At 63.1% G+C, this 26471-nt stretch carries 28 protein-coding genes and 1 tRNA gene; 12 read left to right on the forward strand and 17 right to left on the reverse strand.

Going from position 1 to position 26471, the window contains the following annotated elements:
• Positions 1–8 precede the first annotated feature (8 nt).
• Entirely contained in the window at positions 9–1040 is a 1032-nt protein-coding gene (locus JMY29_RS13590) for a pirin family protein (RefSeq protein ID WP_026266977.1), read from the forward strand.
• Between the two features lie 3 nt (positions 1041–1043).
• Here the strand turns inward: JMY29_RS13590 and JMY29_RS13595 are convergent, their stop codons facing one another.
• Entirely contained in the window at positions 1044–1991 is a 948-nt protein-coding gene (locus tag JMY29_RS13595) for an N-acetylglucosamine kinase (protein WP_189075217.1), read from the reverse strand.
• Between the two features lie 41 nt (positions 1992–2032).
• Between JMY29_RS13595 and JMY29_RS13600 the strand changes: the two genes are divergently transcribed.
• Complete coding sequence (locus JMY29_RS13600; protein WP_189075218.1) at positions 2033–3067, forward strand: nitronate monooxygenase; 1035 nt, start codon at positions 2033–2035, stop codon at positions 3065–3067.
• Here JMY29_RS13600 and JMY29_RS13605 read toward each other — a convergent pair.
• Positions 3042–4016 carry a LysR family transcriptional regulator gene (locus tag JMY29_RS13605; protein WP_064721811.1) on the reverse strand — a complete coding sequence of 325 codons (975 nt, stop codon included), beginning with the start codon at positions 4014–4016 and terminating at the stop codon, positions 3042–3044. The genes JMY29_RS13600 and JMY29_RS13605 overlap by 26 nt on opposite strands.
• Positions 4017–4114: 98 nt before the next feature.
• On the opposite strand from JMY29_RS13605, the gene JMY29_RS13610 reads away from it, so the two are divergent.
• The 3 genes from JMY29_RS13610 to JMY29_RS13620 are packed head-to-tail and all read left to right on the forward strand — an operon-like array spanning position 4115 to position 6578.
• Complete coding sequence (locus tag JMY29_RS13610) at positions 4115–5344, forward strand: MFS transporter (RefSeq protein WP_189075219.1); 1230 nt, start codon at positions 4115–4117, stop codon at positions 5342–5344.
• A gap of 31 nt (positions 5345–5375) precedes the next feature.
• Positions 5376–6017, forward strand: coding sequence for a TMEM175 family protein (locus JMY29_RS13615; RefSeq protein WP_189075220.1), 642 nt, complete (start codon positions 5376–5378; stop codon positions 6015–6017).
• Between the two features lie 54 nt (positions 6018–6071).
• Positions 6072–6578, forward strand: coding sequence for an Lrp/AsnC family transcriptional regulator (locus JMY29_RS13620; RefSeq protein WP_011775479.1), 507 nt, complete (start codon positions 6072–6074; stop codon positions 6576–6578).
• Between the two features lie 33 nt (positions 6579–6611).
• On the opposite strand, the gene JMY29_RS13625 is transcribed toward JMY29_RS13620, so the two are convergent.
• Positions 6612–7847, reverse strand: coding sequence for an MFS transporter (locus JMY29_RS13625; protein WP_179128293.1), 1236 nt, complete (start codon positions 7845–7847; stop codon positions 6612–6614).
• 171 nt (positions 7848–8018) lie between these two features.
• Between JMY29_RS13625 and JMY29_RS13630 the strand changes: the two genes are divergently transcribed.
• From JMY29_RS13630 to zapE, 4 genes are read left to right on the forward strand one after another with little or no spacing between them, the layout of a single operon-like run.
• A complete protein-coding gene (locus tag JMY29_RS13630) occupies positions 8019–8534 on the forward strand; it encodes an Lrp/AsnC family transcriptional regulator (protein WP_026266981.1) in 516 nt (171 codons plus the stop codon).
• 19 nt (positions 8535–8553) lie between these two features.
• Positions 8554–8979: a DUF1761 domain-containing protein gene (locus JMY29_RS13635; protein ID WP_055971777.1), complete on the forward strand. Its 426-nt coding sequence runs from the start codon at positions 8554–8556 to the stop codon at positions 8977–8979.
• Positions 8980–8989: 10 nt separating this feature from the next.
• Positions 8990–9985, forward strand: a complete 996-nt coding sequence (gene corA, locus JMY29_RS13640; RefSeq protein ID WP_018776588.1) for a magnesium/cobalt transporter CorA — start codon at positions 8990–8992, stop codon at positions 9983–9985.
• The gene (zapE, locus tag JMY29_RS13645) at positions 9976–11133 is read left to right on the forward strand and encodes a cell division protein ZapE (RefSeq protein WP_229778553.1); all 1158 of its coding nucleotides are present in this window, start codon (positions 9976–9978) and stop codon (positions 11131–11133) included. The genes corA and zapE overlap by 10 nt, the downstream gene beginning before the upstream one ends.
• Positions 11134–11185: 52 nt before the next feature.
• Here zapE and JMY29_RS13650 read toward each other — a convergent pair whose 3' ends face one another.
• The 7 genes from JMY29_RS13650 to JMY29_RS13680 all read right to left on the reverse strand — a co-directional run bounded on the left by JMY29_RS13650 (position 11186) and on the right by JMY29_RS13680 (position 15814).
• Positions 11186–11716, reverse strand: a complete 531-nt coding sequence (locus JMY29_RS13650) for a ferritin (protein ID WP_018776590.1) — start codon at positions 11714–11716, stop codon at positions 11186–11188.
• A 53-nt stretch (positions 11717–11769) separates the two neighbouring features.
• A complete protein-coding gene (crcB, locus tag JMY29_RS13655; protein WP_055971771.1) occupies positions 11770–12141 on the reverse strand; it encodes a fluoride efflux transporter CrcB in 372 nt (123 codons plus the stop codon).
• Entirely contained in the window at positions 12138–12581 is a 444-nt protein-coding gene (locus JMY29_RS13660) for a fluoride efflux transporter FluC (protein ID WP_055971768.1), read from the reverse strand. The genes crcB and JMY29_RS13660 overlap by 4 nt, the downstream gene beginning before the upstream one ends.
• Positions 12568–13092, reverse strand: a complete 525-nt coding sequence (locus JMY29_RS13665; protein WP_039242297.1) for a universal stress protein — start codon at positions 13090–13092, stop codon at positions 12568–12570. The genes JMY29_RS13660 and JMY29_RS13665 overlap by 14 nt, the downstream gene beginning before the upstream one ends.
• A gap of 39 nt (positions 13093–13131) precedes the next feature.
• Positions 13132–14844, reverse strand: coding sequence for an ABC1 kinase family protein (locus JMY29_RS13670; RefSeq protein WP_055971760.1), 1713 nt, complete (start codon positions 14842–14844; stop codon positions 13132–13134).
• Between the two features lie 4 nt (positions 14845–14848).
• Positions 14849–15361, reverse strand: a complete 513-nt coding sequence (locus JMY29_RS13675; RefSeq protein WP_018776595.1) for a PadR family transcriptional regulator — start codon at positions 15359–15361, stop codon at positions 14849–14851.
• A gap of 111 nt (positions 15362–15472) precedes the next feature.
• A complete protein-coding gene (locus JMY29_RS13680) occupies positions 15473–15814 on the reverse strand; it encodes a YciI family protein (RefSeq protein ID WP_055971757.1) in 342 nt (113 codons plus the stop codon).
• A gap of 183 nt (positions 15815–15997) precedes the next feature.
• Here JMY29_RS13680 and JMY29_RS13685 point away from each other — a divergent pair, with 183 nt between their 5' ends.
• Positions 15998–16657 carry a DedA family protein gene (locus JMY29_RS13685; RefSeq protein WP_039242303.1) on the forward strand — a complete coding sequence of 220 codons (660 nt, stop codon included), beginning with the start codon at positions 15998–16000 and terminating at the stop codon, positions 16655–16657.
• Here the strand turns inward: JMY29_RS13685 and JMY29_RS13690 are convergent.
• Positions 16640–18049 (reverse strand): MFS transporter, encoded by a 1410-nt coding sequence (locus tag JMY29_RS13690; protein ID WP_189075442.1) that lies wholly within the window; start codon positions 18047–18049, stop codon positions 16640–16642. The two genes, JMY29_RS13685 and JMY29_RS13690, sit on opposite strands and share 18 nt — an antisense overlap.
• 231 nt (positions 18050–18280) lie before the next feature.
• Here JMY29_RS13690 and JMY29_RS13695 point away from each other — a divergent pair, with 231 nt between their 5' ends.
• On the forward strand, positions 18281–19165 hold the full coding sequence (locus JMY29_RS13695; RefSeq protein WP_189075221.1) for a helix-turn-helix transcriptional regulator: 885 nt from the start codon (positions 18281–18283) through the stop codon (positions 19163–19165).
• 598 nt (positions 19166–19763) lie between these two features.
• Here JMY29_RS13695 and JMY29_RS13700 read toward each other — a convergent pair.
• Entirely contained in the window at positions 19764–21482 is a 1719-nt protein-coding gene (locus tag JMY29_RS13700; RefSeq protein WP_237567092.1) for an FG-GAP-like repeat-containing protein, read from the reverse strand.
• Between the two features lie 125 nt (positions 21483–21607).
• On the opposite strand from JMY29_RS13700, the gene JMY29_RS13705 reads away from it, so the two are divergent.
• Entirely contained in the window at positions 21608–22738 is a 1131-nt protein-coding gene (locus tag JMY29_RS13705; RefSeq protein ID WP_110503857.1) for an AAA family ATPase, read from the forward strand.
• A 132-nt stretch (positions 22739–22870) separates the two neighbouring features.
• On the opposite strand, the gene JMY29_RS13710 is transcribed toward JMY29_RS13705, so the two are convergent.
• The 5 genes from JMY29_RS13710 to galU all read right to left on the reverse strand — a co-directional run bounded on the left by JMY29_RS13710 (position 22871) and on the right by galU (position 26372).
• A tRNA-Ala gene (locus JMY29_RS13710) sits at positions 22871–22943 on the reverse strand.
• Between the two features lie 36 nt (positions 22944–22979).
• Positions 22980–23780: an SDR family oxidoreductase gene (locus JMY29_RS13715; protein WP_189075223.1), complete on the reverse strand. Its 801-nt coding sequence runs from the start codon at positions 23778–23780 to the stop codon at positions 22980–22982.
• 6 nt (positions 23781–23786) lie between these two features.
• Positions 23787–24674, reverse strand: a complete 888-nt coding sequence (locus JMY29_RS13720) for a hypothetical protein (RefSeq protein ID WP_189075443.1) — start codon at positions 24672–24674, stop codon at positions 23787–23789.
• Positions 24675–24804: 130 nt separating this feature from the next.
• Positions 24805–25431 (reverse strand): GNAT family N-acetyltransferase, encoded by a 627-nt coding sequence (locus JMY29_RS13725; RefSeq protein ID WP_018776605.1) that lies wholly within the window; start codon positions 25429–25431, stop codon positions 24805–24807.
• Positions 25432–25436: 5 nt separating this feature from the next.
• The gene (galU, locus tag JMY29_RS13730; protein ID WP_018776606.1) at positions 25437–26372 is read right to left on the reverse strand and encodes a UTP--glucose-1-phosphate uridylyltransferase GalU; all 936 of its coding nucleotides are present in this window, start codon (positions 26370–26372) and stop codon (positions 25437–25439) included.
• Positions 26373–26471 lie beyond the last annotated feature (99 nt).

A 26471-nucleotide genomic window follows, 5' to 3' on the forward strand; every position in this document is an offset into this window, starting at 1 on the left:
ATGAACACGTGACCAATCTTGATACTTCCCCTGCACAGGAAGTTTGCCCTGCCGCACCCGAAGGGCAGGGTCCATGCGTTCAACTGTGGCCCGAACGCGAAGTCCCCCTGGGCGGCGTCCGCGCGATGAACGTCATGAGGACGCTGCCGCAGCGTGGACTGCCCACCGTAGGGGCCTGGTGCTTCCTGGACAGCTTCGGCCCGGACCGGGTGGCGATGAGCGTCCTTCCCCACCCCCACTGTGGTCTGCAGACAGTCACCTGGCCATTGGAAGGTGCCGTGCGGCACCGTGACAGCGTCGGGAGCGACGTTGTGGTGCGGCCCGGCGAGCTGAACATCATGACCGCCGGCAACGGTATTTCGCATTCCGAGTTCTCGGTCCTTCCGGCCACCACCGAAGACGGTTCCAGCCCCCTCGTCGAGGAATTGCCGGTGTCACGGGGACTTCAGCTCTGGGTTGCCCTTCCGGATGAGCACCGCCACCGCGCGCCGTCGTTCGAGCAAGTCCGGGATCTGCCGGTGGCCGTGGGAGACGGCTTCTCCGCCACGGTGATGGTGGGCGAGTTTGCCGGACAGCGGTCCCCTGCCACCATGTTCAGCCCCATCGTTGGCGCCGACATCGTGGGATCGGGCCTGCTGGAACTTCCGTTGCGGCCCGACTTCGAGCACGCTGTACTGGTCCTGGACGGCCGCCTCGTCATTGACGGCCAGGAGGTGCAGGCCGGTCCCCTGGCCTATCTTGGCGCCGGCCGGAGCAGCCTCGCCGTGGAAGCGCAACCCGACACCCGCTTCATGCTCCTGGGCGGCGAGCCTTTCGGTGAAGACCTCCTCATGTGGTGGAACTTCGTTGGGCGGACGCACGAGGAAGTAGAACAGGCCCGCGAAGAATGGGAGGCCGAAGGATTGCTCGACGCCGATGCTGCCGCGGCCTCGCGCTTCGGCCATGTCCATGGCCACGGACCAGATGCCGGTCCCGAAGCCGGCCGCATTCCGGCTCCCCCGCTTCCCGGCGTCAAGCTGCGTCCCCGTACGCGCGGCTGAGCCTTATTTCCGGCTTGATGCCCGCTGCTCGGCAATCAGACGGGGAACGCCAAAGACGGGATCCTGCCGCAGGATCCGAACATCCGTGATGCCTTGTTCGGCGAGTGCCGCCGTGAACGCTTCCTGCAAACGTGGAACGTTCATTCCCAGTCCGCTGCCCAGGATGACCGGACCGTTCAGGCCCAGCTGGCGGGTGACCTGTCCGGCGAGGTCGGCGAGGTCACGCCCGGCCTGCACCACCATTGCCTGGCTGGCCTCGTCACCGGCGTCGGCGGCTTCCACCACAACCCGGGCCTGTTGTGCCCAGTAGCGGCGGCCGGTGTCAGGTGAATGGAACAGGGCTATGAGCTTCCCCGGCTCATCCACTCCGCAGGAATCCAGGAGAGCGCGGCTCAGCCGGTCAGGCTCCAAGCCCTGATTCATCCGCCGCAAACTGTGCCGGACGGCTTCCCTTCCGAGCCAGTACCCGCTTCCTTCATCCCCCAGTAGGTAGCCCCAGCCACCCGCCCGGGCTTCCTCGCCGGCGTCGTTCTTTCCCCACGCCGCCGAACCGGTCCCGGCAATGACGGCCACACCGGTGCCAGCTCCCCCGGCCGCCAGCAGCAGCCTCGAATCGTGGACCACGGTGATGCGCGCCCCCGGCGCGTGGGGGGCGATCAGGTCTGCGAGCGCCTGGGCATCTTCTTGCGTATCGATTCCGCCGGCACCTGCGTATACCTGGTCGATCCGGCCACCACCGATTTTTCCGAACAATTCGGCCAGGTTCGCCGCAGCCTGCTCCCGGCTGACATTCTGGACGTTGGCACTGCCTGACGTTTCATCCCGGACCGGTTCGTCGTCCTGAAACCTCACACCGCGGGTCTTGGTGCCGCCTATGTCGAGCCCGATAACGGTGCCGCTCGCGGCCGCGGAGGGGGCAGGGGAATGCAGGGCAGAGTCATGATTGTTCACCGTGAAAGACTAGCTTGGAGCGTCCTGAGGAGGAACCGACCATGCCTCAATTCCTGTTTGGCACACCATTTATTGCGGCCCCGATGGCAGGAGGGACATCAACAACGAAGTTGGTACACGCTGTCCATGAGGCCGGCGGGCTGGGCTTCCTCGCTGCCGGGTACAAGAGTCCCGGGTCCATGGCTGCGGAGGTCTCCGCTGCGAGGGCGCTGGGGATCAGGTTCGGCATGAACGTCTTTGTTCCGGACCCGGACGCACTGTCGCCGGGGCCCAAGGAGCGGGCACGGCTGGAAGCCTACCGCGCCGAGCTGGAACCAGAGGCTGCGCGCTACGGTGTCACGTTGCCCCCGCTTCGCCTCGATGACGATGACGCCTGGCAGGAGAAGATCGACATCCTCGTGACGGACCCGGTGGAAGTGGTGAGTTTCGCTTTCGGCCTCCCTGGGCGCGAAGTGGTCGGGTCCCTGCAGAAGGCCGGAACACTCGTTGTCACCAGTGTGACCAGTGTTCAGGAAGCCCTCGCCGCTGCCGAGGAGGGCCCTGACGCACTGGTCGTCCAGCACGCCTCCGCAGGGGCACATACTGCGGCCTTCCTGGCCGGCAGTCCGGATACGTCGCCGGCCAGTACGACGGCGGACCTGGTCGCCCGGGTGCGGGCCGCCGTCGGGCTTCCGCTGATAGCTGCCGGCGCGATCATGGACGGCAATACGCTCCGCGGGGTCCTGGCTGCCGGTGCAGCAGCCGCCCAGGTTGGCACCGCCCTGCTCCGCACGGACGAAAGCGGCGCGCGCCAATCGCACAAGGACGCGTTGGGGAATCCTGAGTTCACTGAAACCGCCATGACCCAGGCTTTCACGGGACGTCCGGCACGTTCCCTGGTGAACGAGTTCGTACAGGATCATCAGGATGCCCCCAAGGGCTACCCGGCCATCCACCACCTCACTGCCCCGGTCCGTGCTGCGGCGTCCGCGGCGGGCGATCCGCACCGCCTCAACTTGTGGGCAGGAACGGGCTGGAAGCAGGCGCGGACAGGATCAGCGAGGGATGTTGTCAGGGAGTTCCTGAACGGGCTCTAACGAGTTCGGCCAACAGTTCGCCGCCTTCGGTCACCACCAGTTCGCGAAAAAGCCGAACCGCGTCCGGCTCGAAAGTCCGCTCCCGCCAGGCGATGCCAATCTGCCGGAACGCCAGATCGGATTCAATGGACACCTCGACGAGCCCGAGTTCCGTCTTGGGCAGATATTGTCCGGTGCCGGAGCCGGGCCCGGCGGGCGGGAGGATGCTGAACCCCAACCCTGCCGAGACCAGCCCTCGGGCGGATGTGGACTCCTGGACCTCAAAGGCAATGCGTGGCCGGAACCCTGCTTCACGGAACAGTGCCTCCCCCAGCGCCCGCAAGCCGACTCCGGCCGGCAGCGTCACGTAGGGGTCGTGCCGCAGCTCCGAGAGGTTGACGCTGGGCCGCCCGGCCAAGGGGTGCCGGTAGTGCAGCACAGCCCTCAGCGGCTCCCGGTACAGCGGATGGGAGCGGATGCCCCGGCCCTCCGGCGCTATGGGCGCCGTCAAGGCGAAGTCCATCTCCCCACTGGCCAACTGTTGCAGGCAATCGTCGCGGGGTCCCTGCCAGAGTTCGAACGCTGCGTGGGGATGGCGGCCGCGGAACGCACTGATCAGGAGAGGGAGGGTGGCTTCGCCGAACGTGTGCTGGAACGAGACTCCGATCCGCCCCCGCACGACGTCCGATTCGTGGCGTACCCGGTCCAGGCCTGCCTGGAAATCCTCCAGCGCAGCGTCGATGTACGGGAGGAGGGCCTTCGCGGCTGAGGTGAGACGTATACCGCGTCCGTCCCGCACCAACAGGTCCATCCCAACGATCGCACTGGCCCGAGCCACGGCCCTGCTGACCGTGGACTGCGGTACCCCGAGCAATTCCGCGGTTTCCGTCATATGTTCGGTGCGGCCCAGTTCTGCCAGGACCGGCAGGAGCGGGAGGAGTTGGACAAGCTGCTGGTGATCCGGTTCCACGACGTTCCCTTTCAGCAACACAACTCATGCATATCTGCATCAATTATACGTAACCCATGCATTGGAACGGGTAGTCGAGGTCGTCCTACTCTGGGCCGGTGAACAGAACGAGCATTGAGGCTGAAACCGAAAGCTGGGACGGGCACGCCAAGGGGTCCCGCGGCTACAGCCGTGTTCTGGCGGCATTGGCCCTGGCCGGCGTCGCGACGTTCGCACAGCTGTATTCCACCCAGGCCGTGCTGCCCCTCATGGCAGCGGACCTCCGGATCACTGCAGCGGAAGCCGCACTCAGCATTTCGCTGGCCACGGTTGGTCTCGCCGCCACCGTGCTTCCGTGGTCGTTTGTTGCCGACAGGATCGGCAGGGTCCGTGCCATGGCCATCGGCATCGCTGCCGCTACGATCCTGGGGCTTCTTGTTCCGCTGGCCCCGAATGTGCCCATGCTGCTGGGTCTGCGGATGCTGGAAGGCATGGCCCTGGGCGGTATACCCGCAATCGCCATCGCGTACCTCAATGAGGAAGTCACCAAGATCCATACCGCCCTGGCCGCCGGGAGCTACGTAGCCGGCACCACCCTGGGCGGCCTTGCCGGGCGACTCGTGGCGGGTCCCGCCGGCGAACTGTGGGGCTGGCGTGCAGCGACCCTTGCCGTGTCGCTGCTGGCCACCGTGTCCGCCGTCCTGTTCCTGGTGCTTGTTCCCAAACAGCGCCGCTTCACGCCAGCCCCGGCCGCAGGGTTCCGTGGCGCCATCAGTACGTTGGGCGGACATTCACGCAATCCAAAACTCCTGTCCTTGTACCTGCAGGCGTTCCTCCTCATGGGTGGCTTCGTAGCGGTCTACAACTACCTGGGTTTCCGGTTGCATGCCGAGCCTTTTGGGCTGCCAGCCACCCTGGTCAGCCTCATATTTCTTGCCTACTTGTCGGGCACGGTAAGTTCCCGCTGGGCGGCCGGGCTCACCACCAGGTTCGGACGGCGGAACGTCCTGGTAGCGGGCATCGCCGTTTTGTCGGCCGGGTTGGCATTGACCCTGGTGGATAACCTTGTGGCCATCCTTGCCGGGCTGGTAGTTTTCACCGGCGGCTTCTTCGCGGCCCACAGCGTGGGCTCCGGCTGGACCGGCGCCATTGCCACTACCGGCCGGGCACAGGCAGCGTCCCTGTACAACCTGTCCTATTACCTCGGTTCCAGCGTGATCGGATGGGCCGGAGGCCTGGTCTTCCAGCACTTCGGCTGGACCGCTTTGGCGGCGGGCGTCATCGCCCTGTCATGCACGACGGCGGCAGTCACCTTGGCAGTGCACCGTTCACCACGGATTTCCCGCTGATTCGGGCCGTGTTGGTCCTACAATCGGAGGCATGACACAGCTCGCGAGTACACGGGTACTGTCGTCGCCGGAACGTTTGCAGGCGTTTACCGATGCCGTGGTGGCGATTGCTTTGACCCTGCTGATCCTTCCCCTCATGGAGAGCGTGGGGGAACTGGCCGATCATCACGGAACCACGGCGGAATGGCTCGTCGAGGAACAATACGCTTTGCTGGGCTTTGCCCTCAGCTTCATCCTCATTGCCGTGTTCTGGACGCATCATCACCGCATGTTCCGCAAGGTCCGGCAGATCGATTCGGGTTTGTTGTGGCTGACGGTAGCCTGGATGTTCTTCATTGTGGTCATGCCCGTGTCCACGTCACTCTCCACCCAGATGGACGCCGATTGGGCCCAACCCCTGGTGTACATCGGGACATTGTTTGCCACCAGCCTCACGCTTCTCCTGGCACGCATCTATCTCCGTTCACATCCCGAGCTTCACGAAATGGACGCGGTGGAGGCACGCTCCGGAATCCGGGCAGGGGCGATAGTGGCCGGGCTTTTCCTCGCCGCCCTCGTGCTGGCCCTTGTGATTCCATCCGCGGGAAATCTTCCGTTGCTCCTGATGTTGCTCAGCGAGCCGCTCCAGCGCTTGGAGCGGCGGAGGGACCTCAGCAAGCCCGCACAACGATAGTCACCTGAAGAAATCACCGCTTAGGATGGGTGGAAGGCAATTTCAGGAGGATCCGTGAGCAACCCCACGAAGAATGTTCGGTCGAGCACGGGCAGCGCAGAGCCGTTGGACGCGATCGATGAGCGGATCCTCGCTGCCTTGGTAGATGACGCCCGCATTTCCAACAAGCAGTTGGCAGAACTCGTGGGGATCGCACCGTCCACGGCCCTGATGCGGACCAGGGCCCTGTCCGAGCGGGGCATTATTGAAGGCTTCGAGGCGGTGCTGAGCCTGCCGGCCATTGGCCGCTCGGTACAGGCTTTGATCGCTGTCCGCCTCCGCGCCCACGACCGCGACCAGATCGACCGTTTCACGGCGCGCGTGCCCAAGCTCCCGGCCGTCATCTCAACGTTCCACACCACCGGTTCGGTGGACTATCTGCTGCACATCGCCGTCGCAAATACCGACGACCTCCGCAACTGGCTCCTGGACAACCTCGCCACCGACCCCGTGGTCGGCCACACGGAAACCACCATGGTGTTCCAGCACATCCCGGGCAACCGGGGACCACTCCCCGAGTAACACCGGATCCCTGCCAACACCGGCCCCGCAGCGTCAGATCCGCAGGGCACTCTTCATGGACACGGCGGCCAGCGTCAGCGCGGCCAGGCCACATAGCGCGGTGAAGCCCACGACGGCGGCCTGCAGGCCAAGTGCCGTCACGGCAAGTCCCAGCCCAATCACCGGAACAGCGCTTCCAAGGTAGGTAATGACGTACACCGTGCTGATGACTTGCGCGTGGCGGGCCGCCTCTACCTTTCCGGCGACCTCGTTGAATACCTGCCGGAAGGCAATTCCCTGGCCCATGCCGGCCGAGATGCTCGCTGCCACCAGCAGCCAAGGACTTGACCACGCGGCGGCAGCTCCCACGAGGACCACGGAAACACCCAGTACGGCGAGCGCCGCGGGAACAACGAAACGCCCACGGACACCCAGCAATTGACTGAGTGCTGATGAGCCAAGGGTGACTCCGGCAAGCACTCCGATCAAGGGCCGGGAGTCTGCGTGAACCACTGTGGCGAAGTATCCGGGCGCGAGGGACAAACAGAAACCGAAGACCGCAAAGCTCAGGAATCCAGTGGTGGCCGCCATCCAGAAAGCTCCCCTGGCCTCGTGTGAAATGGACGGTTTCCGGGGCGCCAGCACCCTATGGGCTTTTGGACCTTCTGCGGGGGCGATCGCGGGCCTGGCTTTCAGCAGCCACAGGGGAATGAGGGCGGCCAGCAGCACGGCCGAGTGGACGTAGTACGGCGTGCGGGTGGGCTCCGGGAGGAGCGACAAAAGACCGCCAATGGCAGGACCTGCAGCCACGCCACCTGCCGAGGAAAGCAGCGTGAAGCGAGAAGCCCAGTCCGGGCGTTGGGGCAGCAACTCCCGCAGCGCCGCGGAACTTGCTCCGGTAGCGAGGCCGACGGCGACCCCCTGGAGCGCCCTGCCGACAGACAGGGTAAGGAGGGAATCTGCGTTGGCGAAGATCACCCCGCCCGCCAGGCCCACCAAGACCGCGAGCACCAGTGCCGCCCGTCGGCCGATGTGATCCGACCAGTGCCCTGCCACCATGAGGACAGCCACCAACGCCAGCACATAGCTGGAAAAGGCCACGGTCACGTCAAGCGATGACAAGCCGATCCTGGCCTGGAGCAAGGGGTACAGGGGTGTGGCGAGGTTCGCGCCAACCAGCAACGTGAAGATCACGACCCCTGCCAGGACCAGCCTGGCCGTGGTGGAGGCATCCCATCCCCAGCGCTCGGCGGTGGCCGGACGCATGCGGAGTTCGCTCAAGACAGTCATTTCCATGCCTTCGGACTCGGTTGCCGGTTTTGGCCTCCTTGTGGGAGACGCAGGCCGGCTAAGTATTGATGGCAATAGAATGCAGGAGGACTGAACTTTGGGAGCTGTAAACATGCAAGGATTGAGCAAAATACTCAAAGACCTAGCAGCCGAGTGATCTGGAGTGACCATTTGAACACCCTCGACCCCATGGACCTGCGGATCCTCCTGGAACTGATCAAGGATCCGCGCATCCAGATCGCCGAACTAAGCGACGGTCTGGGCATCGCGAGGAACACCGCCCAAAGCCGCCTTAAGCGTCTGCTCCGCACCGGCGTCCTTCAGGCCGCGGGACGGGAGGTCGACCTGGAGAAGGTGGGATACGACGTCGTCGCTTTCGTCACGATCGAAGTCACCCACCGCGAACTCGACGGCGTCATCGGCGCCCTGCGCCTCATCCCCCAGGTCCTCGAAGTGCACGAGATCTCCGGCCGGGGAGATTTGTGGTGCCGGGTGGTGGCAACCGACACCCATAATCTGCAGTCCGCGCTGCGCTCGGTCCTCCGCACGAAAGGAGTGATCAGGACGGAAACGGTGCTGGCGCTCCACACGCACATCCCTTACCGCACGGAACCGCTCATCGGCCGGATGGCCTCAGTACCAACACGCAGCAGGAACGAGAACCAGAGCCCGGGCGCGGAGGCCTGAACGAACTAGGATCTTAGGCATGGATTGGCTCTCACATATCTCCCAGATCAACTGGCTCGCCGTTCTCCTGGCCTTCGTTTCAAGCATGGTGATCGGCTTTGTCTGGTACATGCCGGCCGTTCTTGGACGCAGGTGGATGCAGGCCATCGGCAAGACCGAGGACGATCTGAAGAACATCGACGGCGGAGCCGGCATCTGGGTACCCATGATGCTCGCAGCGGCCGTGACCAGCATCCTCCTGGCGATCCTGCTCAGCGCGCTTGACATCAACACCTTCTGGGCAGGTGCCGTCTTCGCCCTGATCATCGCCGTGGTCTTCCGTGCAGGTGGCCACGTGATCCACAACGGCTTTGCGGGACGCCCCTCGACGGTTACCGTGATCGATTCCGGCCACGACATTCTTGCCATGACTGTTGCCGGGGCGATCATCGGGGCCATGCAGTAGCGTTCAACCTGTGACCATTATCGACAACGCCGTGTACGTGGACGGCGTCCGCACTGCCACCCCCCACAGCCTCGAGCAAACCTTTGAGACATTGGCCAAGCACGGCGGCATGGCCTGGATCGGCCTCTACCGCCCCACGCAGGAAGAAATGGCCGCGGTGGCCCGGGAGTTCGGCCTCCACCGGCTGGCTGTGGAGGATGCCGTCTCGGCGCACCAGCGGCCCAAGATTGAGCGCTACGACAGCAACCTCTTCACGGTTCTCCGACCGGCGAGGTATCTGGATGACTCCGAGTCCGTGGAGTTCGGGGAACTCCATATCTTTACCGGCGTCAACTTTGTGGTGACCATCCGCCATGCCGAAACCGGCGGGGTTGCCCGTGTCCGCCACCGTCTGGAAGCACGGCCGGATCTTCTCTGCCACGGCCCGGAAGCGGTGCTGTACGCGCTGCTGGACCAGGTGGTGGATGATTATGCGCCCGTGGTCGCCGGCCTGGAGAACGACATCGATGAAATCGAAGACCAGCTCTTCAGCGGTGACAGCGCCGTTTCCCGCAGGATCTACGAACTCGCCCGCGAAGTGATCCAGTTCCAGAGGGCGATCCAACCCCTGCCGGACATCATGTCGCTTCTGGAGAAGGGTTTCGAGAAATATGGCGTGGACATCGAGCTGCAGCGTTCCCTCCGGGACGTCGAAGACCACGTGCAACGCGTCATTTCCCGTGTGAACTCGTTCCGGGACCTCCTCCAGAACGCGTTGACCCTGGACGGCACACTGACCGCAAACCGGCAGAACGAGGCCAGCGCGGCCCAGAACGAGCAGGTCAAGAAGATCTCCTCCTGGGCTGCCATCCTCTTCGCGCCATCGTTCGTGGCAGGAATCTACGGAATGAACTTCGACCACATGCCCGAGCTCCACTGGGACCTTGGTTACCCCATGGCGATCGGCCTCATGGTGGGCGTGGCACTGCTCATGTACGTCATCTTCAAGCGCAAAGGATGGCTGTGACGCCACTCTTGAGGCCAACTCCACGAGCAACCCGGGACATCGCCCGGAGGTTGCTCGAAGGAATAAACCTCGACGCCGGACAGTCCGGCTTTGCGCTCGAAGACAGCCAGCAGCGTGCAGCCGGGCGGTTGGCGGCCATGGGCGCGGAGGTGACGGTCCGGCGTCGGACTCTTTCGCGGAAGATGCCACGGAGCCTTTACCTGCACGGACCTGTGGGACGGGGAAAGACCTGGCTGATGGACAGCTTCTTTGGGCAGCTCGATGTGCGCAAACGGCGGGTGCATTTCCACGATTTCTTCCGCAGCCTCCACGCCGGAACCCACGGTTCCCATGCCGGCAGCTCGACGGCCATCCAGCATTCGGTGGACTCGTTGCTGGATGACGTTGAGGTGCTCTTCTTTGACGAATTTCACGTCCACGACGTCGGCGATGGCATGTTCATTGCGCGTCTGCTGCGAACTGCCGCGCAGCGCCGCATCCCCTTGGCGGTCACGTCCAACTACGCGCCGGACGAGTTGCTGCCCAACCCTCTTTGGCACGACCATTTCCTGCCCACCATTGAGGCCATCAAGGAGATGATGGACATAGTGACAATCGATGGTTCTTCAGATTTTCGACGCTTCCCCGCAGCCGGGTCCGCAGAGCCCCAAGGCAGGGAGTCCTTCCGGGCAGGACGCATCGTGACACCCGGTACGTCCCGCCAGCTGGGCCGGCTGGGCCTGTTCATCCCGTCACCGTCGCAGAGCCGGGTGCTGACCCCCACCACCCAGCCGATCGTCGTCAAGAACTCCGATCCCGACCTCCTATGGGTTGGATTCGAGGAGTTGTGCGGCGGGTTGACCTCCACGTCCGACTATCTGGCACTGGCCGAAACGTTCACCACCTGGGTGGTCGACGGCGTCCCCTCACCTGCGGACGCCGATGCGGCATCCGCGCCGGCTTGGCAAAGGTTAAGCAACGTGGTGGACGTGCTGCACGATCAGGACATCACGTTGTTCCTGATCGGCCCCGGCCCGCTGGACTGGGACGTCGGGGCCGGCCGCAGCGGCCTTCCGATGGACTTCGCCCGCATCGCGAGCCGCCTATCCTTGCTCGGGCGGTCCCACGCGGACGACGACGCTGCACGCGAAGAGGCCGCCGGAAGCTGAGCTTCCGGCGACCTTCCCCGTCATGCGCGTTGCGTCGGGCTGTTGCCGGTTCCTAAAGGGCGCCACCGGCAGCGGAGGGCGCGCTGGCGTCGTGACCGCCGTCGCCCACTGCTTCGCGGGCGACGTAGTTCTCAATGTCGAAGAGATTCTCGGCGCGTTCTGTGATGTTGAGCAGCGTGGTCATCGATGCGACCTCTTCAACCTGCTCCTTGAGGAACCACAACATGAACTGCTCGCCCAGGGCGTCGCCTTCGGCACGGGCAGCACGGAACATCTCCTCAATGTTGCGGGTGACTTCCCTCTCCTGTTCCAGGGCAAGGGCGATGGGTTCCTTGGCGTTGGTGAAGTTGTTCCGCACGGGGGCAATGCCCGGAATCTCGACGTGGACGTTACGGTCCAGCATGTACTGGACCATCATCATGGCGTGGTTGCGTTCTTCCAGGGACTGGCGGTAGAAATGCCGGGCAAGCTGTGGCAAATCCTCACCGTCGAAGTACACAGCCACAGCGATGTACTGCTGGGAGGCTGCAAACTCATTGGCAACCTGGGCGGACAACAGTTCATTGAAAGTCTTGTTAGCCATGGCTAGATCCTACAGCCGCACGACTGCGTCCTTGACGGGCGGACACACACTGCTTAGGGCAGGAGAAAAGTGAGTCCGACACCGGCCGCGGCAGCCAGGACACAGGCGGCCATGGAGCCCACACCGTTGATCAGGGCCAGCCCTGCCCTGCCGCTCTGGATAAGCCTGATGGTCTCCAGGCTTGCCGTGCTGAATGTCGTATAGCCTCCCAGGAAACCAGTGCCCAGGACAAGGTACAGGGTCTCGGACGCCTCGCCGCGCATCATCAACCCGGCTAAAAATCCGAGCACTAAAGAGCCCGAAACGTTGATCAGGATGGTGCCCCAAGGGAGGGCGGTCTTCAGCCTTGCGCGTATGAGGCCATCGACCATGAATCTGGCGACCGCGCCCACTCCTCCAGCCAAGCCAAGCAGAAGGACCGTCATGATCGGGCCCGCTCCGTCAGTCTGTGATGCCAGGCGCCGAGCCATATGCCCGCAGTCGTAGCGGCAGCCCCGCCCAGCAGGCTTGCCGTCAGGTAGCCCGCAGCTGCGGGAACTGCGTCAGCGTTCAGCAAATGCACGGCGTCCACGGCCAGGGTGCTGTAGGTGGTGTAGGCGCCCAAGAACCCCGTTCCCAGCGCAAGCCGCAAGACCCGGCGGTTTCCGACGTCGGGACCCCTGCGGGAGAGCCCCTCCAGAAGGGCACCAAGGGCCAAAGCCCCGGAAAGGTTGATGATCAGGGTGGGAAGGGGCCAAGCTCCGGGCGCGGGGATCACCATTCCCAGGCCATAGCGTGTCACTGCCCCCAGCACCCCTCCGGCGGCCACTATCCCCATGAACCGCCAGTGCAGGTGTACCGGGCGTGTGGCTTTACTCGTCGTCATCGTCGTCCGGGACCCGCGGGTTCACAGGCACCACCAGCACAGGGCGGTTCTGCCGGTGAGACAGATGGCGGGCCACGGAACCGGCAGTTGCGTCCTTGAGTGCCGCGGTCAGGCGGTGTTCGCGTGTACCCACCACAATCATCGACGCTCCAATGGCCTCCGCCTCGCGGGCCAGGGCACGCGCAGGTTCCCCCGCCAGCGGCGTGATCGACCATTGGATATCAAGTCCGGACAGTTGATCCGCGATGGTCTTCTTCAGCGCTTCGATGGCGTTGCGGGAATCGCCGTCCACGCCATCGGGATCAATGGGTGCCGCCGGTCCTCCTGTGGTTCCGTCCACGGGATATACGGTGACATCGGCGTAGGCGAACACCAACGGAAGGCGTGTGCCGCCGGCAACCACGGCTGCCTGCTCCACCACCGACGGATGCTGCCCAGGCATGACGCCCACCAGAATGGGTCCGTTCATGCCGCCGGATACCTCACGACGACGGGCAGGGGTCTCAGTCACAGGGCAATTCTACGGCGCGGCACGGCACTGGCCATGCCCTCAGGATCTGTGTCGGCGCCCCGTCAGCAGCGCACCCAGCAACGGGATCACTGACGAAAACATCAGCACGTCGCCAAGAACCGCATCCCCTCCCCTGACCACGGAACCGGCAATGAGCAACGCAGCGAAGAGCACAGCAGCCACCCCGTAACGGGCCAAACGTATGAGCCGCGCCAGCTGGCGTTCCAGCTTGCGGTTCGAAACCTGCAGCGACCCGTCCTCGACCCGGGTGATCAAGCTGTCAAGGCGTTTCGGTAGGCGCAAGGCCAGCGTCGCGGCCTCCATCGCCTGGGAGGCAATGTCATTTACCAGATTGCCGCGTTCATCACGAAGGAGCTGTGCCGCGTAGGGCTCGACCGAATCCCACAGATTGAATCGGGCATCCAAGGAACTGCAAACCCCGGACGTCAGGGACATCGCCCGGATAACAAGCAGGAAGTTCTCCGGCAACTGAAACGGCAGTGAACGGATGACGCTTCCGAACTCTGCGCCGAAATCGCGGAACTCCCGCGGATCCACGTCACGCAGTTCGGCGAAACCCATGCCTCCAAAGCGGGCAAAGAGCTGTGTCATGGCCCGCTCCAATTCGACCGTATCCGCAGAGGGCATCAGCACGCCGACGTCGCTGATGGCGGCCACCAGCCCCTTGCCGTCCCGTGAGGCTGCTGCGATCAGGAGCTTCCGAAGGCCGGACCTTGTCTTCGCCGGAACCTCGCCCATCATGCCGAAATCGATGAACGTCAACTTCCACGGATGTTCCGAGGTGCCGGTGTTCGGGGTGACGAAGATGTTTCCGGGGTGCGGGTCGGCGTGAAAGAAGCCATTGGTGAACAGTTGGTCAAACATCACTGACGCGAAAACGGGCGCGACAGTCGCGGGATCAATTCCCGCCAACCGCAGTGCCTCGGTATCCGTGATCTTGATGGCGGTCACGTCTTCAAGGGTGAGCACACGGCGGGTGGTCCGCTCCCACACCACTCCCGGCACCGTCACGCGTGGGTCATGGGCAAAGTCAGCGGCGAACCGCTCCGAATTCGCGGCCTCGTTCAGGTAGTCGATCTCCTCAAGGCTGGTCTGGGCAAATTCCTTGATCAACGCGGGAACATCGGCACGGTCGGACACAATGCGGATCCGGCTTAGCCAGCCTCCCACCCTGCGCAGTGCGGCAAGATCGATATCGACGATGGTCTGGATCCCGGGCCGCTGGACTTTGAAAACCACGCTGCTCAGCCCGGTGTCCTCCGCGTTGCCTGCCAAGAGCTTGGCACGGTGGGCTTGTCCTAGTGAGGCCGCCGCGATGGGCACCTCCTCAACGGAGGCGAATACCGACTCCAAGGGTGCGCCGAGTTCGGCCTCCGCGAGTTGGCGGATGGCTTGGAACGGGACGGGCGGCACTTCGTCCTGCAGGCCCTCCAACTCGGCGGTGATCTCGGGCGGCAGGACGTCGAGCCTCGAGGACATGAACTGTCCCACCTTGATCATCAACCCGCCTAGTTCCACCGCGAGTTGGTGGAACCGTTGAGCGAAACGCGTCATTCGCCGGGCACGATTGCGTTCAGTCAGCCGGCGCAGGCCCAACCTTGGCAGGAAAAGCTCGAACCACCACGTCACCGCAAGATGCCAGGCAGCGAACCGCAGGATGCGACGGTAACGGGCACGTGCACTCACAGCGCCTGGGACGTGCTCTGCCTGATCCGGTCGAACCGACGTCACCCCTTCAGTCCTGGGCGAGGATCGAGTACAGACGGCGGCGAGCCTCTTCGAGCACCGTCACCGCTTCCCGAACCTGTTGTGGCGTGCCTGTCCGGCCCACTTGCGCTGCGGCCTGGGCGAGCTCGACCCCGGCTTTGGGCAATGCGGCGAACCCGGGACCCGATGCAGCGCCCACGGAACCCCAGGGTGCGGACGTCTCGGAGCTTGCTACATCTTCCCTGCCTGCTTCGGTCAGGGCGTAGATCTTGCGCCCGCTGGATTCCTCGGAACTGACGAATCCCTCATCAGAGAGCAGCTGAAGCGTTGGGTATACGGAACCCGCGCTGGGCTTCCAGCTTCCGCCGCTGCGTTCCTCGATTTCCCGGATGATCTGGTAACCGTGCATGGGACGCTCAGCCAGGAGGGCCAAAATCGCGGTCCTTAGTTCGCCGCGCCCGGCCCGGCCCCCGGAGCGCTTCTCGAAGCGTGACCGGAACTCTTCCACGGCCTGCCACATGCCATCCAGGTTGTTGCCCATAAAGCCATTTGAAGGGAATGAATTGTGCATCAAGCTCACCTCTGAGATTCGCGAACGATACTGAACGATATAGTCAACGATATAGGTGACAGGGGTCCAAAACAATGGGCATCAACTGGCAGGATCGTACTGAAAAGCCCTGACTTCCTGGGCACAGCGGCACGCCGCCGCCATCCTTGTGGCCCATTCCAGTGCGGCCTCGTAGGAGGGCAACTCCAGGATGGAATAGCCACCTTCGAGCTGCGACGTTTGCGGGTACGTTCCCTCCCGAACCGAGCCGCCGCCGTCGACCATGACCGGCGGGATGCTTTCATCGATACCCCCGCCGAACACCCACACTCCTGCGTCTTTGGCCTCCTGCACTACGGCGTGGGCCGCTGCAGCCACTGCAGGGAGTTCTTCCTCAGTGATGTCCATGGCAGCACTGGGAAAAGAGATCAGGTACTTGGTCATCGCGATGCTCCTTCAGGCACGGCTGGGTATTCTCGTCATCCTTGCCGATCCTCCGGGGCCCGTAAAGGGCACGACACCCTGCCGGGATCAGAGAGGCAGCCGCGCGTCCAAGCAGGCAACTTTGCCCAAAAGCACTCGTGGCAATAGCGTTTACTGTGGCGAAGTCCATGAAAGGGCAAAGAGTTGATCAGTGTACCGAGAGCCCAAGGTTCCACCGAAGACTTGACCGGCATTGTGGGGGTCGCCGCCCAGGTGATTGATGCCCTGGGCGAATGGGGCGTGGGCCTGATGACGTTCCTGGAGACCGTGTTCCCTCCCATCCCCAGCGAGGTGATACTCCCCCTCGCGGGGTTCCTGACCCAGCAGGGAAGCATGAACATTGTTCTGGTCTTCGTCACCAGCACGCTTGGCGCATACGCAGGGGCGTTGTTCCTGTATTGGCTCGGATACAAGGTTGGTTTGGAGAGGTCCATCTCGCTGCTTTCGAAACTTCCGCTGGTGGACAGGGAGGACTTCGAGAAAGCCTCCGGCTGGTTCGAACGCCACGGCAAGTCCGCGATTTTCTTCGGCAGGCTACTCCCCGGCGTGCGGAGCCTCATTTCCTTGCCCGCAGGCGCCGAACGGATGAACCTCCTGACGTTCTCCGTCTTCACGATCGCCGGCGCGGGACTGTGGAACGCAGTACTGATCGGCCTGGGGTCACTGCTTGGCAAGCAGTACCACCTGATCGACCAGTACTCGCGGTTCCTCAACTACGCCGTGTACGCAGCCTTGGCGGTTTTTCTGGGATGGCTCGTTATTCGAAACGTCAGGCGCCGCCGGCAGTCAGCTGACCGCCGGTAGCGACTGCGGGGTGACCGGCATCGGTCTCCGCAGGAACACAGCCACAAGAAGTGCCGCCAGGAGACACAGCCCGGCATTGACCCAGACGGCGGCTGTCACGCCGCTGAGCACCGAAAGGGCATCTTGCCGGCCGATGGCCAGAACATGCGCGGTGAAGACAGCGCTCATGACCGGAATGCCCAGGGTGATGCCGATCTGCTGGCTCATGGTTGCCAGTCCCGTGGCCAAACCCTGCTCGGATTCAGGCAGGCCCGAGGTTGCGGTGACCATGAACCCGACAATGACCACAAGGTTCGCGACTCCCCCGATGAACGTTGCAGTCAGCAGCAGGCCGATGGAGGCAGGGTCAGCACTGAGCAACACAAGCAGGCCAGTGGCCGTTGCCTGAACGAGGAATCCATAAACGATCGCCCTCTTGCTCCCGATCATGCCGATGATCTTCGGCCCGAGGACGCCGCCCAGGACAGTACCAAAACCCAATACTGCAAAGGCCAGACCTGCACCGAAAGGTGTGTAGCCGAGGACCTGCTGGAGATACAGGGTCAGGAGGAAAACCAGGGACGTCTCCGTGACAAACGCAAGAATGCCTGCGATGTTCGCCCAGGCCACGGTCGACCGCTTCAGTATCTCCAGCGGCACCAACGGCGACGCAGCACGCCGCTCGACGGCCGCGAACGCAAGGAAGAACACGACGGCGGCCCCCAGGGCACCCAAGGTCAGCGGATCGGTCCACGAGTGCTCGGCAGCGTTGGAGAGTCCGAAAACCAAGGCCAGAAGGCCCAGAGTTACGGTCATTGCCCCCGGTACGTCCAACCGCAGCTTGGCAGCGGGCTTGCTTTCGGCCAGGACGATCGGAGCGATGGCAAGCACTCCAACGGCCACGGGAACGTTCAGGAAGAAGGCCCACCGCCAGCTGAGAAGGTCTGTCAGAAGGCCTCCCAGGATGGCGCCGGTGGTGAACCCAGCGGCCATAAGGGAACCGTTGAGTCCCAGGGCTTTGTCCCTGAGCGGTCCTTCCGGGAACGAAGCCAGCAATAGTGACAAGGCAGCGGGGACGACGATGGCTGTGGCGGTGCCTTGGCCCACACGGGCGATCAGCAGTACGGCTGGGTCGGCTGCCATGCCACCGGCCAGGGAGGCTGCACCGAGCAGGGCCATCCCTATGAGGAACATCGTGCGGCGGCCAACGATGTCGGCAACACGTCCGAACAGTAAGGTCAGTCCGGCGGCGCACAAGGCGAACGCCGTCGCAATCCATTGGAGGTTCTCCAAACTGAACCCGACGTCGGCACCGATGGCGGGGAGGGCGACGTTGAGGATGGAGAAATCAACGGCGAGGGTGAAGCTGGCCGCGAGCAGGATGATGAGGGCGAGTCGTTGCCTGCCTGCCATCCGGGCAGACGGCGTGGTAATCCGGCGGGCCTCTGATGGGGGTGGAGCCGATCCTGTGGCTAAGTCCTGGTGCGAGGTCATGGGTGTTTCCTTCCGTGGAGTACTTGCTGCGTCCGTCGGCAGTGTCTCGGATCTCCACCTTCACCGAATGCCAACGCATCAACCACACCCCCTCTTGCCTACCCCTGGCAGGGACAGGACAGTTTCAAGAACGACCGGCAGAATGGGTTCATGACCAGTCAAAGCGAACTTGGGGAGTTCCTTCGTATCCGGCGTGCTTCCCTGCAGCCGGAGGATGTCGGCCTCCTCAACTACGGCATCCGCCGCGTACCGGGGCTCCGCCGGGAAGAACTGGCGATGCTTGCCGGAGTCAGCAGCACGTACTACACGCGCCTTGAGCAGGGCCAGAGCAGCAACGCCTCCGAGGCTGTCATCGAATCAATCTCCCGGGCCCTGAACCTGAACAGCGATGAACGCACGCACCTGTTCAACCTTGCCCGGGCAACGACCACCAAACGGCGAACAACCATGAAGCCGGACAAAGCCAGGCCCGGCACCTTGCGGCTGATTCATTCGATGCCGACCACGCCGGCTGTTGTCTTGGGCCGCCGGAGCGAAGTGCTGGCATGGAATGCCCTTGGCCACAGGCTTGTTGCCGGTCATCTGGACTTCTCTGCGCCTTCAACGCCGGCGACAAGGCCGAACCTGACCCGGATGCTGTTCCTCGACCCCCACACCCGTGAGCTGTACACACATTGGGGCGAGGAAGCCAAGCGGGCTGTTTCGTCGCTGCGCCTGGTTGCCGGCCAATCCGCGGACGATCCCGAACTGGCCTCCCTGGTTGGAGAGCTGACCATGAAAAGCGAAGAATTCGCAGCCCTGTGGGCCCGGCATCCGGTCGAGAACTGCATGTCCGGGCTGAAACATCTTCATCACCCGGACGTTGGGGATCTGGTGCTCAATTTCGAGGTTCTTACCCCTCCGGACGAATCAGGGCACCGGATTCTCATGTATGCGACTGATCCTGGATCGCCGGCGGCAGAGGGTCTTCAATTGCTGGCGTCCAGCCAAGTGGGGGCAGTTCCCGGGGAGACACGTTCACTGCAGCCAAGATAGCTGCGGTGCGCCTAAACTGTGGAGCTAAGGAGATTCGAACTCCTGACCTCTTCGATGCGAACTCCCACCCGGGAGTACTTGGTTCTCTTCATTTCCTCAGACGTCAACGTCACCGACTAACGGACAAGCGGTGGCCGGGCTATTTGCCGGCGGTCGCGCGACCGAAAAGGCGAGAGAACCAGCCCTTCATCCCTGACTGCGGCTGGTGGCCTTTCCCTTCACCGCCAGATGCTTTCTGCTCCCCGCCCATAACCGAGCCGTCGTCCGCAAACCCCTTGCTCATCAGCAAGAGTTCAACATCATCATCGTTCTCTGGCGTGCTCGGCAATCTGGCTGCATTTCGGTCCAGATGTTCGAAGTAGGCAGCTGACCGACCGCGTACCAGCGGTTTCCTTGGCGATACAGCGTGATCTCTTCCGCGCGGTAACTGTGAAGTCCACCATTCACCGTCCGGGCAAGAATGCGTTCCTCCCCGGCGGACACGGCGCGGTCATGCCATCTTTTGACGCACTCATCATCCTGCTCGCCCGTGCTGGCTTCTCGCGCTGCGACTGGGTTTGGTTCCGCCGAGTCGTACCCGTTTCGGTGCTCCGAGAGGTCAGACAATGGTGCTCATGACGTTCCAGCCCTGCCCAACCTGAACACGTGGCATCCACCCAGTGGCGCTGGCCCGAGGATACAACCACAAAATTCCCGCGCTGTCACGGGCCAGCACGTCGGCTCGGCCGTCACCGTTGAAGTCTCCGGGAGCGATGATGGCAGTCATGACGTTCCACCCCTGACCGGACCGCACCGGCGGGTACCAGCCACCTGCCCCGTCGCCGGGATAAATCCACAGCACACCGGACGTGTCCCGTGCCAGGACATCAGGTTCCCCATCCCCGGCGAAGTTTCCGCCGCCAAGAATTGTCGTCATGACGTTCCACCCCTGACCCACCTGAACCCTGGCGGACCAACCACCGGCCCCATTTCCCGGATAGAGCCAAAGAACCCCGGCTTGGTCACGGGCCAGGACGTCGGGAAAGCTGTCGCTGTTGAAGTCGCCCGGGCCGACAATGGCAGTCATCGACTGCCAGCCTTGCCCGACCTGAATCCGCGGATGCCAGCCGCCGTCTCCGTCGCCCGGGTACAACCACAGCGCCCCGCCTCCATCCGTGGCGAGCACGTCCGCTCGTCCATCACTGTTGAAGTCGCCGCCAGCCACTATGGACGCCATGGAGTTCCAGCCCTGACCCACACGGTCCGGCGGGAGCCAAGCTCCGGCACCATTGGTCGGGTACAGCCACAGGGCTCCGTTGGTGTCTCTGGCCAGCACATCGGCGCGACCGTCGGTCGTGAAATCCCGGTTGGATGGATCCCGGATGACCGCTACTGACCCGTTCCGCGAAGGTACGTAGACCGCGTGTGTTTCGGGATCGATCTTTGGCGTGCCCGGATCCGTGACATAAAGAGTCTGTGTGGTGGTGCTGCCATGGATCACTGACACCGTGTTTAGTCCGATGTGAGTTACGTATAGCGTATGGGTTGCGGAATCTACCGCCACGAAGCGCGGAAAATCCATGTACAGGTCGAATTCGATGGTCCTGACGACCCGGTCCCCGTTGATCACCGAGATGGTCCCGGCGAAGACTCCCGGAACGTAGACGTCGTGGGTGACCGAATCCACCGCGATCGACAAAGGACCGCCGCTCGTCGTGGGAATGGTCTGTGTGACCACGCCATCGTTGATGACCGAAACTTTGCTGTTGGAATAGTTGGCCGCGTAGACGGTGTGGGTGGAGGTATCCAGTGCAACCGCCCACACATAGCCGCCATCGATGGGTATCGTGCCGGTCACCTGATCGCCCTCGATGACAGTCAGGCCCGTCATCCCGTTGGCAACGTAGATCTTCCCGGTGCCAGGGTCCACGGCAACATCCATCGGCTGGTGCTCCGCCGGAATGGTCGCTGTCACCGTTGTGCCATTGATGATCGACACCGAGTCGCTTGCCGAATTGACCACATACACGGAGTGCGTCAGCGGATCCAGTGCCATTGCGGCCGGGTGTTGCCCGACGACTACCTTCGTTGTCAACACTCCGTTCCTGAACACTGAGACGGTATCGCCTAACAAATCGGCAGCGTAAAACAGTCCCGTCGCGGGATCATAGGCAACGGACGTGAACGTGCCGGAGCCCTCATAGGAATCGCTCACTTCAGGAGCCGCCACCGCAGGGTTACCACCCTGAACGGCAACGGCGGAAACGAGAGCCACGACCACAACGCTGACGATTCGAGCCAGATAACTGCGCATGCGGCTCACCCTACCGTCAGTCATGAGCCTCACGGGGTTATCCCGACGATCGGGTGTGAACGTGCCGTTGCAGCCGCTCTCGACCCGTCTCCTATTCCGCACTACTATAAGAAATATAAAGACTTTAAAGAATTTATAGGAGTGTAAAAGTGGCCGCGAAAAACCCGTTCAAACCGACAGCTGGTGCCCGCCCACCGCTTCTTATCGGCCGGGACGACATGCGCCAAGATTTCGCCGAGAGCATCGAGAATGGGCCCGGAGCCCCCGGGTTGCTCTCCATCTTCACCGGACCCCGCGGCATCGGCAAGACCGTCATGCTGGGGGAAATTGAAGACGAAGCCATCGAGCACGGCTGGATTGTCATCTCGGAAACCGCCACGGACGGACTCGTGGACCGCATCGGCAGCGCCGTCCGCGCCGCGGCTGAAGAGCTCGGGGACGGCCCTGCCGGCCGCCGGATTACCGGCGTGACGCTCGGAATCCTCCGCGTGGATACCCAGCTTCCGGCTGTGCGTGAGGTTCACTGGCGGCGGCAGATTACCGAACTGCTGGAGAAGTTGAGCGAGCAGGACACCGGGTTGCTGATCAGCATCGACGAGATTCATGCCGTGGACCGGACGGAACTCTCCGAAATCGCAGCGGTCGTCCAACATCTGATCCGGGAGAGCCTTCCCATTGGCCTGGTCCTAGCTGGTCTGCCTAAATCTGTCGAAGACCTGCTCAACGAAGGCGTCTCCACCTTCCTTCGCCGCGCCGAGAAGTACGACCTGCACAGGACCTCGATAGACGAGGTCGCCGAAGCCTTTAGAGATACTTTCTCCGAAAGCGGCGTGAGCATCAGCGACGAACATCTCCGGCAGCTGGCCGAAGCGACGGGCGGCTACCCATTCCTGATCCAGCTCGTCGGCTACCACGTGTGGAGTCAAGCGAGAAAATCAGGGGCCGTAGTCACCGACGAGGCGCTGGCTGCCGGTGTACAGAAAGCCCGCCGCCGCATGGGTGCCACCGTCCTGCAGTCTGCCTACTCGGCTCTATCCGATGTCGATCAGTCGTACCTGCTGGCCATGGCTGAAGACGATGGCCCATCCAGCACAACGGCAATCGCGGAGCGTTTGGGTGTGAACGCCGTATACGGCGGCCAATACCGGCTCCGACTTCTGGCCGCAGGGGTCATTGAAACAACAAGCAGGGGGTACGTGGACTTCGCTGTCCCGACATTCCGCGAATTCCTCCGCGACACACCCGCTTATGGACTGCGGTTGCAGCACCCAAAACACTGAGAGCCACGCTGTAGCGCTCTGCTCCGGAGGGGGTCAGCCGTTTCACTGGTGCCCATATGACCCTATCCAAGCCAAAGCGTTACGTATGTGTTTATTCCGTCAGGTCCGACGGCCAAAATTCCTTGCAAACTGTGGAGCTAAGGAGATTCGAACTCCTGACCTCTTCGATGCGAACGAAGCGCTCTACCAACTGAGCTATAGCCCCCGGACCAGACGTTTCCGCCAGACCAGTGTCCCTAGGCTACAAACTTTCCCGGCGCTTTTCCAACCACGACACGAACGTCTCCGCGCCAAGCGCTTTCTCCGGTGCGAGGTTGTGTCCGGAGCGCAGGAAGGCCCCCATGCTGCCGGGCAACGGAACAGTGAGAATCAAACCCCGCGCGCCGGTCACAGCCTTCCAGGACCCGGCCAGGGCGCGCATGGAGAGCACCTCCGGACCGCCTACCGTCCGCAGGTGGTGCTGCGAAGGAAGAGAATCCGCCAACGCTTCCTCCAACAGAACTGCTGCAACATCCGCCGGAGAAATCGTCTGGAAATCCACGCCTTTGAACACTGGGATCAGCCCGACCCGGGAACCCGCAGCAAAGACCCCGGCAACCAGACTGTGGAACTGGGTCGCCCTGACCACCACGGTCTCCAGCGGCGCCCCGGCATACTTTCGTTCCTTATCGGCTTTGGACACGTAATAGGGAAAGCTGCTGAGATCACAATTGATGATGGAGAGCATCACGGCTCTTGGGACGCCGCTGGTGTGGGCGGCAGCCAGAAGCCTCGCGCCGCCGTCGGCGAATTGTTTTTGCGCCTTGCCGAACTGGCCTTCAAGGCAGTCAATAACGACGTCGGCCCCCGCCATAGCGGCCGCCAGGCCTTCGCCTGTGGTGACGTCGCCGGCGAAGTAGGTGGCGCCGTCGACATGGACCGGCGACCCCGCTGGCGGAACGTGACGGCTGAAGACTGAGACTCTATGCCCCGCGGCCACAGCGAGCCGGACGACCTCGCGGCCCACCCGACCAGTGCCACCAGCAACGCAGATGGAACTCATGCCTTGTTACGCGCGGCGTCGTTGCAGGACATCGTCCAGATTGCTCAGGGCACTCGGGGCCTTGGCTGAAGCGACTGCGGTTGCAGCGTCAGTTTGCCCGGCGGCCTGCTTCAGGACGGGCTTGCCGACAGGTTTCGGGGCCTCCGGAAGGTCAAGGGGCTCCGGCGCCGGACGGGGAGCCTTGGCAGCATCAACATACGTGGGCTTGGGAACCTCTACGGGCTTCCAGCTCGCACCTTTGGAGTCAACGGCGGCCTGCGCCGACTCGTCGCCGGCCGCAACTGCGACGGCCAACGCCGCTTGGCGAAGTTCGACCGCCGACAGGCGGGCGGCCTCACGACTGGTGGCTTCGGCGTCGAAAACTGTGGTTTCCTTCGCCTCTACAACCGGCTCCTTCGGCAAGTAGCGTGCCGGTGTCGGAATGGGCGACGCCTGCGCTGCACGGCGTGCGCGTCGTTCACGAAGATCCCGAAGGGCGAGCTTACGCAAAACGACGACGGCGACCACCGCACCGATGAACGAGACCAGGGGCAACCAGACAGAGCCCGTGCCGAAAAGACGGAGTATGCCGGAAACGATTGCCGTCACGAGCAAGGCAAGTCCGGACACCGCCAGTGTGAGCCGCGCGTAGCGGATGGTGAACGGAGTGCTGGACGACTTCCCCAGGGACGGCTCTGACGCGCGGGATTCCTGGGGCGACGCCTGTGCTTTGCTGTGCATGGTCTCCATCGGTTTCTCCTGCTGAGGTGCCAAAGTCAGTACCACCCCTGCCTGCGGTTCGTCTGGTTCGTCGTCGAAAGCCTCTGCTGGAACAGCGGCCGCTTGGACTTGTTGCCGCCTGTTCCGAAGAACGTACGGCGCCACCCAGACCATCCACAGCGCGACAGTGACCACGAGTATCACTGAGCTGCTGAGAGGGAAGTCCACATTCAAAACCGTAGAAGCAAATCACCGGGGGTGGCGGCATTGCGGCCGGTGTGTCGTGGTCGAGTCCGCAAATGACTGGAGATAAAGCTGAAAAGCCCTATGACCTGCCCGTTTGTCCTTTGAGCCATCTGCGCAAGAGACCCTCCGGGACTTCTTCGGAGGTCAACGCGAAGGAGCGATGGTCAGCCCACTGTCCGTTGATGTGCAGATACCTTTCCCGGTACCCTTCGTCGCGGAATCCGAGCTTTTCCACCACGCGCAGGCTGGGCCCGTTTTCGGGGCGGATATTGATTTCCATCCGGTGCAGACCCAACACGGTGAAGCAGTGGTCGGTGGCCATGGCTACAGCTGTGGGAGCGATCCCGCGCCCGGCCCGGTCTTTGTCCACCCAATAGCCAAGCGTGGCCATCATGGCCGATCCCCACACAATCGACGAGACCGTCAATTGGCCAACGATGGCGGGCTCCCGCGCGCCTGCCGTGCGTTCAACGATGACGAACGGCAATGCGGTGGACTGTCGGGCCTGCTCGTTCAGGGACGAAACCATTTGGCGGTAGCTGGGGAGGCGGCCACCCGGAGCCGGGTTGGACGCCTCCCACGGTGCCAGCCAATCACTGTTCCGGGAACGGACCTCGGACCATTCCCGCTTGTCGCGATAGCGGATGGGCCGAAGGGCCAGGTCTCCGCACTCCAGCGTTACCGGCCAGATCGCAGACCCGTACATCCGTGTTACTGGGGAAGCGTGGCGGTGAAGTTCGGCAGCCACTCGCGCAGCTCAGGACCAAGGTCTTCGCGTTCGCACGCGAGCTCGATGCACGCCTTCAGGTAGCTGAGCTTGTCGCCGGTGTCATAGCGGCGGCCGCGGAACACCACGCCGTACACGCCATAGCCTTCGCCCTCGCCCGCAGCCAGGACCTCAAGCGCATCGGTCAGCTGGATTTCGCCACCGCGGCCGGGGCCGGTCTGCTCCAGGACTTCGAAGACGGCCGGGTGCAGCACGTAGCGGCCAATCACGGCGAGGTTTGACGGCGCCTCTTCCGGCGACGGCTTTTCCACCAATTGCTTAATACGGACGTAACCGTCCTCGCCGATGTCCTCGACGTCGGCGCAACCGTAAGCGCTGATCTTGGAAGGCTCGACCTCGATCAGGGCTACCACGGAACCGCCGGTCTTCTGCTGGACCGCAATCATTTCGCTCAGGAGGTCGTCGCGGGCGTCGATGAGGTCATCGCCCAGCAGGACGGCAAAAGGCTCGTAGCCGACGTGCTGCTTTGCACGAAGGACTGCGTGGCCGAGGCCGTTCGGGTCGCCTTGGCGGACATAGTGGATGTCGCCCAGGTTGGTAGCCGACTGAATCGCTTCCAGCTTGGCGGTGTCGCCCTTCTCAGCCAGGGTCGCTTCAAGCGCCGGAACACGGTCAAAGTGGTCTTCCAGGGCGCGCTTGCTGCGTCCTGTGATCATGAGGACGTCGTGCAGGCCAACCTTCACCGCTTCTTCGACGACGTACTGGATGGCGGGCTTATCGACCACAGGCAGCATTTCCTTCGGCATCGCCTTGGTGGCGGGAAGGAACCGGGTACCAAGACCCGCTGCGGGGATGACGGCCTTACGGACAGCGTTGTTATCGAGAGTCACCGGACTAATGTAACGGAAGGAAGAGAGCATCAGCTAAACCCCCCGCCGCGCGGGCCGCACATTTTATTGCCGGAAACACACAAGGAAACACTTTAACCGGACCCGACGAACCCCCAGGATTGGATACAG

This window comes from Paenarthrobacter nicotinovorans, from assembly GCF_021919345.1.
GTDB classification, from domain to species: Bacteria; Actinomycetota; Actinomycetes; order Actinomycetales; family Micrococcaceae; genus Arthrobacter; species Arthrobacter nicotinovorans.